Source organism: Pseudomonas sp. HMSC066A08 (assembly GCF_001813025.1).
GTDB lineage: Bacteria > Pseudomonadota > Gammaproteobacteria > Pseudomonadales > Pseudomonadaceae > Pseudomonas > Pseudomonas aeruginosa.
In genome coordinates this window covers 11,924-26,782 of the sequence record NZ_KV811295.1, presented here as the reverse complement: position 1 = coordinate 26,782, position 14,859 = coordinate 11,924, and the positions used below count along the sequence as shown (strand labels likewise).

At 65.0% G+C, this 14,859-nt stretch carries 18 protein-coding genes and 1 pseudogene; 16 read left to right on the top strand and 3 right to left on the bottom strand.

Annotated elements, in window-relative coordinates:
* Positions 1–6: 6 nt before the first annotated feature.
* The 14 genes and pseudogenes from HMPREF2886_RS12110 to trpC all read left to right on the top strand — a co-directional run bounded on the left by HMPREF2886_RS12110 (position 7) and on the right by trpC (position 11,153).
* The gene (locus HMPREF2886_RS12110) at positions 7–447 is read left to right on the top strand and encodes a tail fiber assembly protein (RefSeq protein ID WP_033977955.1); all 441 of its coding nucleotides are present in this window, start codon (positions 7–9) and stop codon (positions 445–447) included.
* A gap of 42 nt (positions 448–489) precedes the next feature.
* Entirely contained in the window at positions 490–1,650 is a 1,161-nt protein-coding gene (locus HMPREF2886_RS12105; RefSeq protein ID WP_033977953.1) for a phage tail sheath subtilisin-like domain-containing protein, read from the top strand.
* 12 nt (positions 1,651–1,662) lie between these two features.
* Positions 1,663–2,166: a phage major tail tube protein gene (locus HMPREF2886_RS12100; protein ID WP_003085175.1), complete on the top strand. Its 504-nt coding sequence runs from the start codon at positions 1,663–1,665 to the stop codon at positions 2,164–2,166.
* A 14-nt stretch (positions 2,167–2,180) separates the two neighbouring features.
* On the top strand, positions 2,181–2,525 hold the full coding sequence (locus HMPREF2886_RS12095; protein WP_033977952.1) for a phage tail assembly protein: 345 nt from the start codon (positions 2,181–2,183) through the stop codon (positions 2,523–2,525).
* A gap of 169 nt (positions 2,526–2,694) precedes the next feature.
* Positions 2,695–4,932, top strand: a complete 2,238-nt coding sequence (locus tag HMPREF2886_RS12090; RefSeq protein WP_033977951.1) for a phage tail length tape measure protein — start codon at positions 2,695–2,697, stop codon at positions 4,930–4,932.
* Positions 4,933–4,941: 9 nt separating this feature from the next.
* Positions 4,942–5,814 (top strand): phage tail protein, encoded by an 873-nt coding sequence (locus HMPREF2886_RS12085; RefSeq protein ID WP_033977949.1) that lies wholly within the window; start codon positions 4,942–4,944, stop codon positions 5,812–5,814.
* Positions 5,789–5,995, top strand: coding sequence for a tail protein X (locus tag HMPREF2886_RS12080; RefSeq protein ID WP_003101635.1), 207 nt, complete (start codon positions 5,789–5,791; stop codon positions 5,993–5,995). The genes HMPREF2886_RS12085 and HMPREF2886_RS12080 overlap by 26 nt, the downstream gene beginning before the upstream one ends.
* A 57-nt stretch (positions 5,996–6,052) precedes the next feature.
* Positions 6,053–7,042, top strand: a complete 990-nt coding sequence (locus HMPREF2886_RS12075; RefSeq protein WP_033977947.1) for a phage late control D family protein — start codon at positions 6,053–6,055, stop codon at positions 7,040–7,042.
* A 32-nt stretch (positions 7,043–7,074) separates the two neighbouring features.
* Positions 7,075–7,703: pseudogene (locus HMPREF2886_RS12070) on the top strand (glycoside hydrolase family 19 protein).
* Positions 7,700–8,062, top strand: a complete 363-nt coding sequence (locus HMPREF2886_RS12065; protein ID WP_033978078.1) for a hypothetical protein — start codon at positions 7,700–7,702, stop codon at positions 8,060–8,062. The pseudogene HMPREF2886_RS12070 and the gene HMPREF2886_RS12065 overlap by 4 nt, the downstream one beginning before the upstream one ends.
* Positions 8,059–8,316, top strand: coding sequence for a hypothetical protein (locus HMPREF2886_RS12060; protein WP_033977942.1), 258 nt, complete (start codon positions 8,059–8,061; stop codon positions 8,314–8,316). Before HMPREF2886_RS12065 ends, HMPREF2886_RS12060 begins: the two co-directional genes overlap by 4 nt.
* A 347-nt stretch (positions 8,317–8,663) precedes the next feature.
* The gene (locus tag HMPREF2886_RS12055; protein WP_033972893.1) at positions 8,664–9,269 is read left to right on the top strand and encodes an aminodeoxychorismate/anthranilate synthase component II; all 606 of its coding nucleotides are present in this window, start codon (positions 8,664–8,666) and stop codon (positions 9,267–9,269) included.
* A 1-nt stretch (position 9,270) separates the two neighbouring features.
* A complete protein-coding gene (gene trpD, locus HMPREF2886_RS12050; RefSeq protein WP_033972894.1) occupies positions 9,271–10,320 on the top strand; it encodes an anthranilate phosphoribosyltransferase in 1,050 nt (349 codons plus the stop codon).
* On the top strand, positions 10,317–11,153 hold the full coding sequence (gene trpC / locus HMPREF2886_RS12045; RefSeq protein ID WP_057387862.1) for an indole-3-glycerol phosphate synthase TrpC: 837 nt from the start codon (positions 10,317–10,319) through the stop codon (positions 11,151–11,153). The genes trpD and trpC overlap by 4 nt, the downstream gene beginning before the upstream one ends.
* Positions 11,154–11,214: 61 nt before the next feature.
* Here trpC and crp read toward each other — a convergent pair whose 3' ends face one another.
* Positions 11,215–11,859: a cAMP-activated global transcriptional regulator CRP gene (crp, locus tag HMPREF2886_RS12040; RefSeq protein WP_070747422.1), complete on the bottom strand. Its 645-nt coding sequence runs from the start codon at positions 11,857–11,859 to the stop codon at positions 11,215–11,217.
* A gap of 271 nt (positions 11,860–12,130) precedes the next feature.
* Between crp and HMPREF2886_RS12035 the strand changes: the two genes are divergently transcribed.
* Together HMPREF2886_RS12035 and speD are read left to right on the top strand one after the other, a co-directional pair.
* Positions 12,131–12,553, top strand: a complete 423-nt coding sequence (locus HMPREF2886_RS12035; protein WP_003085219.1) for an OsmC family protein — start codon at positions 12,131–12,133, stop codon at positions 12,551–12,553.
* 319 nt (positions 12,554–12,872) lie between these two features.
* Positions 12,873–13,667 (top strand): adenosylmethionine decarboxylase, encoded by a 795-nt coding sequence (gene speD / locus HMPREF2886_RS12030; RefSeq protein WP_033977932.1) that lies wholly within the window; start codon positions 12,873–12,875, stop codon positions 13,665–13,667.
* Positions 13,668–13,721: 54 nt separating this feature from the next.
* Here speD and coq7 read toward each other — a convergent pair whose 3' ends face one another.
* Positions 13,722–14,369, bottom strand: a complete 648-nt coding sequence (coq7, locus tag HMPREF2886_RS12025) for a 2-polyprenyl-3-methyl-6-methoxy-1,4-benzoquinone monooxygenase (RefSeq protein ID WP_003085224.1) — start codon at positions 14,367–14,369, stop codon at positions 13,722–13,724.
* A 99-nt stretch (positions 14,370–14,468) separates the two neighbouring features.
* On the bottom strand, positions 14,469–14,807 hold the full coding sequence (locus HMPREF2886_RS12020; RefSeq protein WP_003085225.1) for a histidine triad nucleotide-binding protein: 339 nt from the start codon (positions 14,805–14,807) through the stop codon (positions 14,469–14,471).
* Positions 14,808–14,859: the final 52 nt, after the last annotated feature.

Sequence of the window (14,859 nt, the reverse complement as noted above, 5' to 3'; positions counted from 1 at the left end):
GACCCCATGATTTTTTTTCATGCCGCCACTGGCGGTTTCTATTCAAAGGATGTCCACGGCGACCGCATGCCTATCGACGCGCGGATGTATCCCCTCGAGGAAGCTGAGTACCTGGCGCTGTTGGTAGCCCAGAGCGAGGGCAAGCAGATCGTCGCCGACGCCGCCGGCCGTCCGTTCTGCATCGACCCACCGGCCCCGGCAGAAGAGGTCCTGGCCCACCGTGAGCGCATCTGGCGCGATCGCCAGTTGACGCTTACTGATGGCCCCATCGCCCGTCACCGGGATGAGCTCGACCTGGGCAAGACTACGACCCTGAACCAGGCGCAACTGCTCGAACTCACGCTGTACCGCGCCAGCCTTCGAGACTGGCCGGCATCCGCGGCGTTTCCTGGTTTAGGCGCAAGACCCGAGCCGCCGCTGTGGCTCGAACCGCTCATCACCCCCTGAACCCCGCCCCGTGCGGGGTTTTTCATTAATGGAGATCTACCTATGAGTTTCTTCCACGGCGTTACGGTAACCAACGTCGATATCGGTGCGCGCACCATCGCGCTGCCGGCCAGTTCCGTCATCGGCCTCTGCGATGTTTTCACGCCGGGGGCGCAGGCAAGCGCCAAGCCCAACGTTCCGGTGCTGCTCACCAGCAAGAAGGACGCCGCCGCGGCGTTCGGCATCGGCTCGTCGATCTACCTGGCCTGCGAGGCCATCTATAACCGCGCCCAAGCCGTGATCGTGGCGGTGGGCGTGGAAGCCGCGGAGACACCCGAGGCCCAGGCCAGCGCCGTCATAGGCGGTGTCAGCGCTGCCGGCGAGCGCACCGGACTGCAGGCTCTGCTAGACGGCAAGAGCCGTTTCAATGCCCAGCCGCGTCTACTGGTTGCGCCTGGTCATTCGGCCCAGCAAGCGGTGGCCACCGCCATGGACGGGCTGGCCGAGAAACTGCGGGCCATCGCCATTCTCGATGGTCCCAATAGCACCGACGAGGCGGCCGTCGCCTACGCCAAGAACTTCGGCAGCAAGCGCCTGTTCATGGTCGACCCGGGCGTGCAGGTTTGGGACAGCGCCACCAATGCCGCGCGCAACGCCCCGGCTTCGGCCTACGCCGCCGGCCTGTTCGCCTGGACCGACGCCGAGTACGGCTTCTGGTCCTCGCCGTCGAACAAGGAGATCAAGGGCGTCACCGGCACCAGTCGTCCGGTGGAGTTCCTCGACGGCGATGAGACCTGTCGCGCCAACCTGCTCAACAACGCCAATATCGCCACGATCATTCGCGACGATGGCTATCGCCTGTGGGGCAACCGCACCTTGTCCAGCGACAGCAAGTGGGCTTTCGTCACCCGCGTTCGGACCATGGACCTGGTGATGGATGCGATCCTCGCCGGACACAAGTGGGCGGTGGACCGCGGCATCACCAAGACCTACGTGAAGGATGTCACCGAGGGCCTGCGCGCCTTCATGCGCGATCTGAAGAACCAGGGAGCGGTGATCAACTTCGAGGTCTATGCCGACCCGGACCTGAACACCGCCAGCCAGCTGGCCCAGGGCAAGGTGTACTGGAACATCCGCTTCACCGATGTGCCGCCTGCCGAGAACCCCAATTTCCGTGTCGAGGTGACCGATCAGTGGCTCACCGAAGTTCTGGATGTCGCCTAAGGAGCGCCCGTGATGATTCCGCAAACCCTGACCAATACCAACCTGTTCATCGATGGCGTGAGCTTCGCCGGTGACGTGCCATCCCTGACCCTGCCCAAGCTGGCTGTGAAGACCGAGCAATACCGTGCCGGCGGCATGGATGCGCCGGTATCCATCGACATGGGCCTGGAGGCGATGGAGGCCAAGTTCTCCACCAACGGTGCCCGCCGAGAAGCGCTGAATTTCTTCGGCCTGGCCGACCAGAGCGCTTTCAATGGCGTGTTCCGCGGCTCCTTCAAGGGCCAGAAGGGCGCCAGCGTGCCAGTGGTAGCTACCCTGCGCGGCCTGCTCAAGGAGGTCGACCCGGGCGACTGGAAGGCCGGCGAGAAGGCCGAGTTCAAGTACGCCGTTGCGGTCAGCTACTACAAGCTGGAAGTCGATGGCCGCGAGGTCTACGAGATCGATCCGGTCAACGGTGTCCGCGCGATCAACGGTGTCGACCAGTTGGCCGGCATGCGCAACGACCTCGGCCTGTAAGAGGAGCTCCGGACATGACCCAAGAGAATCGACTGCCGGGCTGGCTGACGCTGGATACCGACGCCGCCCTCGTTCGTCTCTCGCGTCCGGCACAGTGCAACGGGGTCAGCGTCGACACGCTGACCCTGCGTGCACCCACCGTGCGTGATATCCGCCTTGCCGGCAAGGTAGCCGGCGACGATGCCGAGGAGCGCGAACTGCAACTGTTCGCCTCGCTGGCGCAGGTCAGCCGCCAGGACCTGGAGGGGCTGAAGCTGAGCGACTACCAGCGGCTGCAAGGCGCCTACTTTCGCCTGGTGCAAGACGACACGGACGACGCCTTCGCGTATGCGGCAACTGGCGAGGCGCCTGGCCATTGAGCTGGGCTTCCAGGCCAGCGAACTGGAGCGCATGACCCTGGGCGACCTGCTCTGGTGGCTCGCCGAGGGCGAGGAGTGAGCGACGGCGCCGTCCGCCAGGCGAGCGGCGCCCGCGCTACTTCAGTAGGTCCGCGGAGGCGGACATCGATAACAGACGAGACGAACCGTCATGAGTAAAGACATGGACCTGGTGGTCTCCATCGGCGGCATCGCCGACCCCTCCTTGGGTAAGGCATTCGAGACCGTCAAGGCACGGCTCGACAGTCTCCAGGAACGTTCTCGCCAGGCGTCCAGCCTGAGGGATGTGCTGGGAGATGCCATACGCCTGGAGCGAGAGCTCGCCGATATGCGCAAGGTCGGGGACCGCGGCGTTGCTGAGCATGCCCGGCAGCTTGGCGAACGCCAGGAGCAACTGAAGCGACTCGGCATCGAGGCCAGGGACGCGGGCGATGCCTACGCTCGACTGGGCGAGATGCAGCGTGGCCTGGATATGCAGGTCCGCGGCCTGCAACGGTTGGAGCAGGCCAACCAGGCAATACCATTGGCTAGCGCATTTTCCGGACTGGTCGTGGAAGCCAGCAAGACGGCTGCCGGTTATCAAGCGCGGTTGCGCGACCTGGCGATCCGCAACGGCCTGGACGCCGGTCGGGAGCCAGCCTTGGCATCCCTGATCCAGGACAGTGCAAGCCAGAGCGGCCTGGGACGCACGGCGACGCTGGACATGCTGGAGCACTTGAACGCCACCGGTATGGGGTTCGCCGCCGCGCAAATGAATCTGGGACTGGCGGGCCGCTTCGGCTTTGGCCAAGGGGTTGCTTCAGCCGAGGCTGCGGGGCTGGTTCGAGCGTTGCAACTGGCCCAGGGTTCGGACTCGCCAGAGCAATTGTCCGCCTCCCTCGACCGCCTGGTCGTCCTGGGTAAAGGCAGAGTCGGTAGTGAGGCCCTGGCGCGTCGCCTGCCTGCCTTGTTGTCAGCGCTGGGCAATGCGGGAGAGGCCACGGCCGGCGATGTCGGTGCACTGGGGGCCTTGCTGGAGATTCAGGCAAAGAACACCGCGCCAGACAAAGCGGACGTGCGGATGAAGGCCTGGCTGGAGTTCGTCAGCAGCGGCAGCTTGAAACGCGCTTATGGCCAGGACTACGACCGGGACCTGGAAGCGCTGCGCAAGGACGGAGCGAGTCTGCTGGAGGCCAACCTGGAGCTGGCTGCGCGCTATCGGGATAAGGGCGGCAAGCTCAGCGCCGGCGTGGCCTCGCCGGCGCTTGAAGCCTATCGAGCGTCGCGCGGCGAGTTCCAGGGCTTGCTCGAATCCCAGCAGTCTTCCGCTGGCTCTTCGGAGCGCGATGCGCAGCGTCGCAAGGGGATGTCCCAGGAGCTGTGGAAGGCTTCCAGCGACAGTTGGGAGAGGGCGCAGACCGCTTTGGGCAGCGCCCTGAATCCATATCTGGACAACCTGGCCAAGGGGAGCGCGGTACTCGGCGAGTCGACTGCGGAACTGCTCGAAGCCTATCCGCGGACGACGGCCGGTCTTACCGCCGCCGCAGGTGCGGTGCTATCCGGGTATCTCGCCTACAAGGGAGGGCGCGGCGCTATCGACGTGTTGCGTGGCGGTCGGCTCGGTCAGCGAGGGATCGCTGCCGTCGGAGATCTGATCGAACAGGGCGCAGGCCGGGTATCGGGTGGTAGTGAAATACAGCGCGTGTTCGTTACCAACTGGCCGGTGCCGGGAGGCGACTCTACGCTGGAGTCCGCGAGGAGGCCAGCACAACGAAAGCGCGGTCAAACACCACGCAGGAAGAGAGGCAAGGGCGGTGGGGTGAAGGCCCGCTCCCTTCCATCCCTTGGCTTCTCGGCTGGAGGAGGCTTGGGGGCGATGGCAGGAAAGCTGCCGCACCTGTCGCGTTTGCCCATACGCAACGCGCCGCTGCAAGTGGCCTCGTCGTTGATCGATGTCGCTGAGGTCTACTCCAGCGACCTGTCGGAGAGCGAAAAGACCATCGCCTATGGCGAGGCCGGCGGCTCCCTGGCTGGTTCCCTGGCTGGCGCCGCTCTGGGAGCGAGCATCGGCTCGGTGGTGCCGGTGGTCGGTACGCTGATCGGTGGATTGGTTGGCGGCGCTATCGGCGCCTGGGGCGGTAGCGAGCTGGGGGGGCGTCTGGGACGCAGTCTGGCTGGCGATCCACCGGCGGCCTCGGACAACAAGCCGGCGGTGCCCGCACCACAGGCCGAGCCCGTCGCGGCTGCGCCCAACTGGACCTTCGCGCCGCAGATCAACCTGACGGTGCAAGGCAACGTACACGAGCCGCAGCGCCTGGCCGACGAGTTGCTGCCCTACCTGCAACGCATGCTTGTCGACTTCGCCGACGAGCGGCAGCGGCGCAGCCTCTACGACCCGGCGATGGTCTAAGGAGTCCCCATGGCATATCTGGAACAATTGCAGGCCGGCCTGAGGTACCTGGGTCGCGCCGGCGAGTCCGGACGCAAGAGTCTGGACAAGGTAGTCGCTCCGGTGAACGGTGCGATCGGCGAGCTCCGCGGCGCAGCCGCGGAGCTGGAGAATCTGCCCGGCGTATCGCCGGAAATGGCTGCCCGGCTGCAGCGTGCCATGCGCGGCATCGGCCAGGCGCAGGGCAAGGTGAACCGCGTGGTCTCCACCTATGACCGGGCAAGCCGGGCGTTGCTTGGTATCGACGAACGCCTGGATGCGCTGAAGGTCCAGGTGAACAGTGCCGCGCAGGCGGTCGGCAAGGTCGCTGGCGACATCAGCCCGACGCTGGCGGGGGTGCTGCCGTCGTGGCTGCTGGCACTCTCGGCGACGCCCTCGAGCGAGGCCGTAGCGCCCTTGCCGCACCTGCTGGTATTGCAGCCGCTGACCGCCAATGCCCAACCGTTCTACTTCAACCTGAATACTGCCGCCTTCGACGCCCTGCAGCGCAACAGTGCCTACAACTGGAGCGGGCAGGTGCGCCTGGGCCGGCGGCCGGCGCTGCAGAGCGTCGGCATGGGCGAGGAGAGCATCCTGCTCAAGGGGGCGGTATTCCCGCTGCGTCGACAGGTAGGTAATCAGGAAAAGGTCGTCGGTCTGGAGCAGCTCGAAGCGCTGCGCCGGTTGGCGGAGCGGCGTGAGCCGCTGATCCTGAGCAGCGGCTACGGCGAGGTGCAGATGGGCCTCTGGTGTCTGGTGCGGATCAGCGAGAACCAGAGCGCCCTGCTGGGCAACGGCGCTCCCCGCAAACAAACCTTCGACCTGGAGTTCAAGCGCTATGGCGACGACCTGCCGAACCGCTGACGGCGACATGCTGGACAGCCTCTGCTACCACGTCTATGGCCATCTGTTGGGCTGCGTCGAGGCGACCCTCGACGCCAATCCCGGGCTGGCCGATGAGCAGCAGCCATTCCGCGCCGGCTTGCTGATCAGTTTCCCTGACATGCCGGTGGTCAATGTCGAACAGGTGCGCCTGTGGGATTGATCGACCGCTCACCCGCAACCCCGCCTTGGCGGGGTTTTTCTTTTCTGGAGAAACCAGGTGCAACCGAGTTTCCGTATCGTTGCCGACGGCACCGACGTCACCCAGCGGCTGAATGACCGCCTGCTCAAGCTGACCTTGCTGGACAAGCCGGGCATGGAGTCCGACAGCCTGACCTTGAGGATCGACGATCGCGATGGACAGGTGGCCTTACCCAGGCGTGGTGCGGTGCTGGAGGTTCATCTCGGCTATGCCGGCGAGCCACTGATGCGCATGGGACGCTTTACCGTGGACACCTTGCAGTGGGCTGGTCCGCCGGACTGCCTGACCGTCACTGCCAAGGCCGGCGACATGCGCGGTAGTGGCAAGACGATACGCAGTGGCGGTTGGGAGGGCACTACCCTGGCTCAGGTCTGCCGCGATGTTGGCGCACGCAACGGCTGGCGCGTGGAATGTCCGTTGCAGGGGGCGATCGCCCGGGTCGACCAGGTCAACGAGTCCGACTACCACTTCGTCACCCGTCTGGCGCGCCAATACGACTGCACCGCCAAGCTGGCCGAGGGCATGCTCATGGTGCTGCCGCGACAGAGCGGGCAGAGCGCCACGGGGCGTCGGATCGAACCTTTGGTGTTGGGACGTGCTGACGTCGGCAGCTTCGACGTTACCTACGACGACCGCAGCCTGATGAGAACGGTGAAGACCCGCTACCAATCGCCCGGAACCGGCGAGGTCAAGAGCGTCGAGCTGAAGAACCCGAAGGCACCGGCTACGGCCACGGGCGAGCATGTCGACCGGCATCTCTATGCCAGCCGTGGAGAGGCCGAGCAGGCGGCGAAGGCTCGCCTGGCGAGCTTCAGCCGCTCCAGTGCCAGTGTGCGCCTGGAACTGCCAGGGCGTGGCGACCTGTTCGCCGAGCGCAGCCTGCTGCTCCAAGGCTTCAAGGCGGGAATCGACGGCGAGTTCCTGATCGACTCGGTGGAGCACACCTACAGCTCCAGCGGATGGATCACTGTCGTGCAATGCAACGGCGGCCGAGGCGGCAAGGGGTGACGCCTGAAACCCATCGGAGTGCAGGAGGATCGATGAAACTGACCGAGCAGCAATTGCTGCGCATTTTCCCAACGCCCGCCTCGTCGCGGGCGTTTTCGTTGCGGCGTTGCAACGGGCCATGGACGAGAGGGAGATCGACACACCGGCGCGGCGTGCCGCGTTTCTCGCCCAGGTAGGCCATGAAAGCAGCCAGTTGACCCGGCTGGTGGAGAACCTCAATTACAGCGCCCAAGGCTTGGCGGCGACCTGGCCGAGCCGCTATCTCGGCCCCGACGGGCAGCCCAACGCGTTGGCCTTGCGACTGGCGCGCAATCCGCAGGCAATTGCCGACAACACCTACGCCACGCGCAACGGCAATGGCGACGAAGCGTCCGGCGATGGCTGGCGCTTCCGCGGGCGTGGCCTGCTACAGATCACCGGGCGTGCCAACTACCGGTTGGTCGGCGAGGCCCTCGGCGAGCCGCTGGAAGCCGAGCCCTGGCGCCTGGAGCAGCCCGTGCCGGCGGCCCGCAGCGCCGCTTGGTGGTGGGCCGGTCACGGGCTCAACGAGCTGGCCGACCGCGGCGAGTTCGCTGCCATCACCCGCCGCATCAACGGCGGCCTGAATGGCCAGGCGGAGCGCCTGGCGTTGTGGCAGCGGACCAGGGCGGTGCTGTCATGAGCCGGCTTGCTCTGCTCCTGCCGGCCGTGTTGCTGGTCCTGCTGGCCGGCGCCTTGCTCGGCGGCGGCCTGGTTGCCCGCCACTATCGTCCGCAACTGGAGGAGGCCCGGGACCAACTCACCGCCAGCCGCGTCGCCAGCGGCCAGCTCGAGGCTTTGCTCGATGAGCAGCAGCGAGCGCTGGCGGCGTTGCAGGCGAGCGCCGAGAGGCGCGCGAAGGACGCCGAGCAGGCACTCGGCGAGGCCAGGGCACAGGCCGCGGAGCAGTACGCCGCGGCCGTGCGTCTGCTCCAGGAGCCCGACATTGGCGTGGACTGCCAGGCGGCAGGTGCGGCGATCGACCGGGAGCTGGGACTATGACCCGTCTCCTGCTGGGGCTTTGTCTGCTCCTCGCGGGCTGCGCAGCCTCGCCGACGACACCTCGCCCCGTGCGCGTCGAGGTTCCCCTGGCAGTGCCCTGCCGTGTACCTGACGTGCGCCCGCCGAGCTGGGCCGGCGCCACGCTGAAGGCCGGCGATTCGCTGCAGGCCAAGGTTCGCGCATTGCTCGCCGAGCGCCGCCAGCGGCAGGGCTACGAACTCGAATTGCAGGCGGCGTTGCGTGCCTGCCGCTAAACCTTTCGGCCGATCCTCTCGGATCGGCCTTCCTTCCGACATCCCGCTGTTGCACCCATCCTCCCCACTGGGCTATGTTCCCCAACATGGCTCCGTGAGACCGCTATCGTGATCCACCTCAGCAGCATCATCACCTCCCTCATCAAGGCATTCGCCCGTTGGCGCTGGCGCGCCTGACTTCTTCTTCGCCGGCCTGGCCGGTCACGTCTCCCTGCGTCCCCCGTTTTCCATAGGCATAATGCCGACGATCCACTCTCCCTTCCTGCGCGAGCGCGCCGGGAACCGGGCGTGGCGAAAGCCGGGTGATGCGAATCGCATAGGAATGAAATCAAGAGGTTACAGCCAGCATGCTGCTGATGATCGATAACTACGACTCCTTCACCTACAACCTGGTGCAGTACTTCGGCGAACTCAAGGCCGAGGTCAAGGTGGTGCGCAACGACGAGCTGAGCGTGGAACAGATCGAGGCCCTGGCGCCCGAGCGCATCGTCCTTTCCCCCGGTCCCTGCACTCCCAACGAGGCCGGCGTCTCGCTGGCCGTGATCGAGCGTTTCGCCGGTAAGCTGCCGCTGCTCGGTGTCTGCCTTGGCCACCAGAGCATCGGCCAGGCCTTCGGCGGCGAAGTGGTGCGGGCGCGGCAGGTGATGCACGGCAAGACCAGCCCGATCCACCACAAGGACCTCGGTGTGTTCGCCGGCCTGGCCAACCCGCTGACGGTGACCCGCTACCACTCGCTGGTGGTGAAGCGCGAGAGCCTGCCGGAGTGCCTGGAGATCACCGCCTGGACCCAACTCGACGATGGCTCGGTCGACGAAATCATGGGGGTGCGGCACAAGACCCTGAATGTCGAGGGCGTGCAGTTCCATCCCGAGTCCATCCTCACCGAGCAGGGCCACGAGTTGCTGGCCAACTTCCTCCGCCAGCAGGGCGGCGTGCGTGGGGAGGGCAACTGAGATGGATATCAAGGGAGCCCTCAATCGCATCGTCAACCAGCTCGACCTGACCACCGAGGAAATGCAGGCGGTCATGCGCCAGATCATGACCGGGCAGTGCACCGACGCGCAGATCGGCGCCTTCCTGATGGGCATGCGGATGAAGAGCGAAACCATCGACGAGATCGTCGGCGCGGTGGCGGTGATGCGCGAGCTGGCCGACGGCGTGCAGTTGCCTACGCTGAAGCATGTGGTCGACGTGGTCGGCACCGGTGGCGATGGCGCGAACATCTTCAACGTATCCTCGGCGGCGTCCTTCGTGGTGGCCGCCGCTGGCGGCAAGGTCGCCAAACACGGTAACCGCGCGGTCTCCGGCAAGAGCGGCAGCGCCGACTTGCTGGAAGCCGCCGGCATCTACCTGGAGCTGACCTCCGAGCAGGTGGCGCGTTGCATCGACACCGTCGGTGTCGGGTTCATGTTCGCCCAGGTCCACCACAAGGCCATGAAGTACGCCGCCGGTCCGCGCCGCGAGCTGGGCTTGCGGACTCTGTTCAACATGCTTGGCCCACTGACCAACCCGGCCGGAGTCAGGCACCAGGTGGTCGGGGTGTTCACCCAGGAACTGTGCAAGCCGCTGGCTGAAGTGCTCAAGCGTCTCGGCAGCGAGCATGTGCTGGTGGTGCATTCGCGCGACGGGCTGGACGAGTTCAGTCTGGCCGCGGCGACCCACATTGCCGAGTTGAAGGACGGCGAGGTACGCGAGTACGAAGTGCGTCCCGAAGACTTCGGGATCAAGAGCCAGACCCTGATGGGCCTGGAGGTCGACAGTCCGCAAGCTTCGCTGGATCTGATCCGCGACGCATTGGGGCGGCGCAAGACCGAGGCCGGGCAGAAGGCCGCTGAATTGATCGTGATGAATGCCGGCCCGGCACTGTACGCTGCCGATCTGGCGACCAGCCTGCACGAGGGCATTCAACTGGCCCACGATGCCCTGCACACAGGGCTGGCGCGGGAGAAGATGGACGAACTGGTGGCCTTCACCGCCGTTTACAGAGAGGAGAACGCACAGTGAGTGTGCCGACGGTTCTGCAGAAGATCCTCGCCCGCAAGGCCGAGGAGGTCGCCGAGCGCCGTGCGCGCGTCAACCTGGCCGAGGTCGAGCGGCTGGCGCATGGCGCCGATGCGCCGCGCGGCTTCGCCAGTGCCCTGCTGGAGCGGGCCAAGCGCAAGGAGCCGGCAGTGATCGCCGAGATCAAGAAGGCATCGCCGAGCAAGGGCGTGCTGCGCGAACACTTCGTCCCGGCGGAGATCGCCCGCAGCTACGAGGCGGGTGGCGCGGCGTGCCTGTCGGTGCTCACCGACGTGGACTTCTTCCAGGGCGCCGATGCCTATCTGAAGGAAGCGCGGGCCGCCTGTGCGCTGCCGGTGATCCGCAAGGACTTCATGATCGATCCGTACCAGATCGTCGAGGCGCGGGCGATCGGTGCCGACTGCATCCTGCTGATCGTCTCGGCGCTGGACGACGTGCTGATGGCCGAACTGGCGGCGACTGCCAAGTCGGTCGGTCTCGACGTACTGGTCGAAGTGCATGACGGCACCGAGCTGGAGCGTGCGCTGAAGACCCTGGACACGCCGTTGGTGGGCATCAACAACCGCAACCTGCACACCTTCGAGGTGAGCCTGGAAACCACCCTAGACCTGTTGCCGGAAATTCCCCGCGACCGCCTGGTGGTCACCGAGAGTGGTATTCTCAACCGGGCCGACGTGGAGCTGATGGAAGTCAGCGAGGTCTACGCCTTCCTGGTTGGCGAGGCGTTCATGCGGGCCGACGATCCTGGCCTGGAGTTGAAGCGCCTGTTCTTCCAGGAGCGTGGCGGCGTGGTGCTGGGCGCCGATCCTGACTGATCCGCGCTGTCGAATCCCATGAAAAAGGCCGGTTGCGACCGGCCTTTTTCATGGGTGCTGTTCAGCGGGTGCCGAAGACCACCATGGTCTTTCCTTTCACATGCACCAGGCCCTGCTCCTCCAGGCTCTTCAGCACGCGTCCGACCATTTCCCGCGAGCAGCCGACGATCCGGCCGATCTCCTGGCGGGTGATCTTGATCTGCATGCCGTCCGGGTGGGTCATGGCGTCCGGTTGCTGGCACAGGTCCAGCAAGGTGCGGGCCACGCGTCCGGTGACGTCGAGGAAGGCCAGGTCGCCCACCTTGCGGGTGGTCTTGCGCAGGCGGTCGGCCATCTGGCTGCCGAGGGTGTAGAGGATCTCCGAGTCCTGCTGTGACAGTTCGCGGAACTTCGCATAGCTGATCTCGGCGACTTCGCATTCCACTTTGGCGCGAACCCAGGCGCTGCGTTCCTGTTCGCTGCCTTCCTTTTCGAACAATCCCAGCTCGCCGAAGAAATCACCGCTGTTGAGGTAGCCGATGATCATTTCGCGGCCGTCGTCGTCCTCGATGAGGATGGTGACCGAACCCTTGATGATGAAGAACAGCGTTTCGCAGCGATCGCCGGCATAGATGATGGTGCTCTTTGCGGTGTAGCGGCGGCGGTGACAGTGTGCGAGCAGCTTGTCTAGGGGTTTGAGTTTGGGTGTGTGGGTAATAGCTACCATGCCCGAGTCCCGAAAGAATAAAGAATATGCCTGACGTACAAGGCGATGTTTTTTTGAGTTCTTATGGAGAGACCTGCCAGGGCCCGGGAGCTCAGCGGAGAGCTCCCCCCAACCGGGCAGATCAGGAAGTGTGCCAGTAAACCGCGTCCAGCTTAACAGACGGACCATGAAGGTCGATGTGATTTTGCGACGCAGCTATCAGGACTGTGATCCCGTACTGTCCTTGGGCCCTGTGCTAAGCTGGCGCCCTTTGCCGGCGGGAGTCTGAACGATGAAAGCGCGTATCCAGTGGGCGGGCGAGGCGATGTTCCTCGGCGAGTCCGGTAGCGGCCACGTGGTGGTCATGGACGGTCCGCCGGACCATGGCGGACGCAACCTCGGGGTGCGCCCTATGGAGATGGTCCTGATCGGCCTCGGCGGCTGCACCAACTTCGATGTGGTCAGCATCCTGAAGAAGGCGCGCCAGCCGGTGGAGAGCTGCGAAGCCTTCCTCGAGGCCGAAAGGGCCGACGAGGAGCCCAAGGTGTTCACGAAGATCCACGTGCACTTCGTGGTCAAGGGCCGCGGTCTCAAGGAGGCCCAGGTCAAGCGCGCGGTGGAGCTGTCGGCGGAGAAATACTGCTCGGCGTCGATCATGCTCGGTCGCGGCGGGGTGGAGATCACCCACGACTACGAGATCGTCGAACTCGGCTGAGACGACATCCGGTCATCATAAAAGGGGCGCAAACTCTGGCGGAGGCTTGATTGGCTCTGCATAATGCGCCCCTTTTTTCGTGCCGCGCGATTTCGTCGGGCGGCCATTCAGTTCGGAAGATTCTTCCGCTCTGATAGACGTTTCCCGAGCCATCCCGGTCGGGTGACCAATGGCGCCAGTCGGCGCCCGTGCAACTCAACAAACCACAATCGCCATCGCGAAGAGGTGTTAACCGTCCTACGCAGGTGCGTCGTTCGCATCTGACGGGCATGCCCCAACCCTGCGGCAGAGCCGCAAGCAACCGAGAGAGTTCCCCACGGTGAAAAGCAAACTCAAGCTCCACGGGTTCAACAACCTGACGAAGACCTTGAGCTTCAACATCTACGACATCTGCTACGCCGAGACGCCCGAAGACCTCCAGGCCTACGTGCAGTACATCGACGAAGAGTATGACGCGGAGCGTCTGACGCAGATTCTTACCGATGTTGTCGACATCATCGGCGCCAATATCCTGAACATCGCGCGTCAGGACTACGACCCCCAGGGCGCCAGCGTGACCATCCTGATCTCCGAGCAGCCGGTCACTCCGACCGACAGCCAGATCGAAGAGTCCCCGGGCCCGCTGCCGGACACCATCCTGGCGCACCTGGATAAGAGCCACATCACCGTGCATACCTACCCGGAAATCCATCCGGTGGACGGCATCGCGACCTTCCGCGTGGACATCGACGTTTCCACCTGCGGAGTGATCTCCCCGCTGAAGGCCCTGAACTACCTGATCCACCAGTTCGACTCGGACATCGTCACGGTCGACTATCGGGTCCGCGGCTTCACCCGCGACATCGAGGGGCGCAAGCATTTCATCGACCACGAGATCAACTCGATCCAGAACTATCTCTCCGACGACACGCGCGAGGCCTACCAGATGACCGACGTGAACGTGTACCAGGAGAACCTGTTCCACACCAAGATGCTGCTCAAGGACTTCGAACTGGAGAACTACCTGTTCGGCGACGCTACCCGGACGCTCTCGGCGGAACAGCGCGAGCAGGTCACGGAACGGCTCAGGCACGAAATGCTGGAGATCTTCTACGCGCGCAACATGCCGCGCTGATCGCACACGAGAAAGAAAAAGCCCGCTTCGAGCGGGCTTTTTCATGCGTGCGATTCAGATGCGGTAGGTGCTCTTGGTCATCACCTTCGCCAGCAGGCTCATGCCCAGCTTTACCGGTGCCGGGAAGCGCAGGCCGCCGGCGGCCAGGGCGTTGCTCGAATGCTGTTCCTCGTCGATACGCATCTGCTCGAGGATGGCACGGGATTTCCGATCTTCCTGGGGAATCTGCGCCAGGTGTTCGTCCAGATGCTTGCACACCTGGTCTTCGGTGGCGGCGACGAAGCCCAGGCTGACCCGGTCGCTGACCAGCCCGGCGGCGGCACCGACGCCGAAGGACAGGCCGTAGAAGATCGGATTGAGCACGCTGGGACGGCTGCCCAACTGGCGGATGCGTTGCTCGCACCAGGCCAGGTGGTCGATCTCCTCCTCGGCGGCTTCCTCCATCGCCTCGCGGACCTCGGGCAGCTTGGCGGTCAGCGACTGGCCCTGGTACAGCGCCTGGGCGCAGACCTCGCCGGTGTGGTTGATGCGCATCAGGCCGGCGATATGGCGGGTGTCTTCCTCGCTCAGTTCGCCATCGGGTTCCACGATGGCCGGCGACGGTCGCGCCGGCTGGCCGCTGAACGGCAGCAGGGTGCGCAGGGCGGAGTCGGCCTGCAGCAGGAAACGGTCGATGGGCGAATAGTGGCGGTCGGCGGACATGGCGCACCTCCGGAAACGAAAGATCGCACCAGTTTACCGGAAGTGCGCTGATAGCAGGATGTTGCGGACGGGCTGCGATGTCGCAGCGCCCGCAGGGTTTCAGCCCGGCGGCCAGTGCATCTGGCGCTGACCCAGTACGTGCATGTGGATGTGGTGCACGGTCTGCCCGCCAAGGTCGTTGCAGTTCATCACCACACGGAAGCCTTCCTCGCAGCCCTGCTCCCGGGCCAGGCGCTGGGCAGTGAAGAGGATATGGCCTGCCAGCGGCCGGTCGGCCTCGGTCAGGTGCTCGAGGGTGGGAATGTGTCTTTTCGGGATGACCAGGAAGTGCACCGGCGCCTGCGGGCCGATATCGTGAAACGCGACAACTTCCTCGTCTTCGTAGAACTTGCGCGCGGGAACTTCCCCCGCCACGATCTTGCAGAACAGACAGTCCATGGGCGATTCCTCCGGCCTCGGGTGCTTTCCCGAGTGTAGCGGTGCCCGTCGC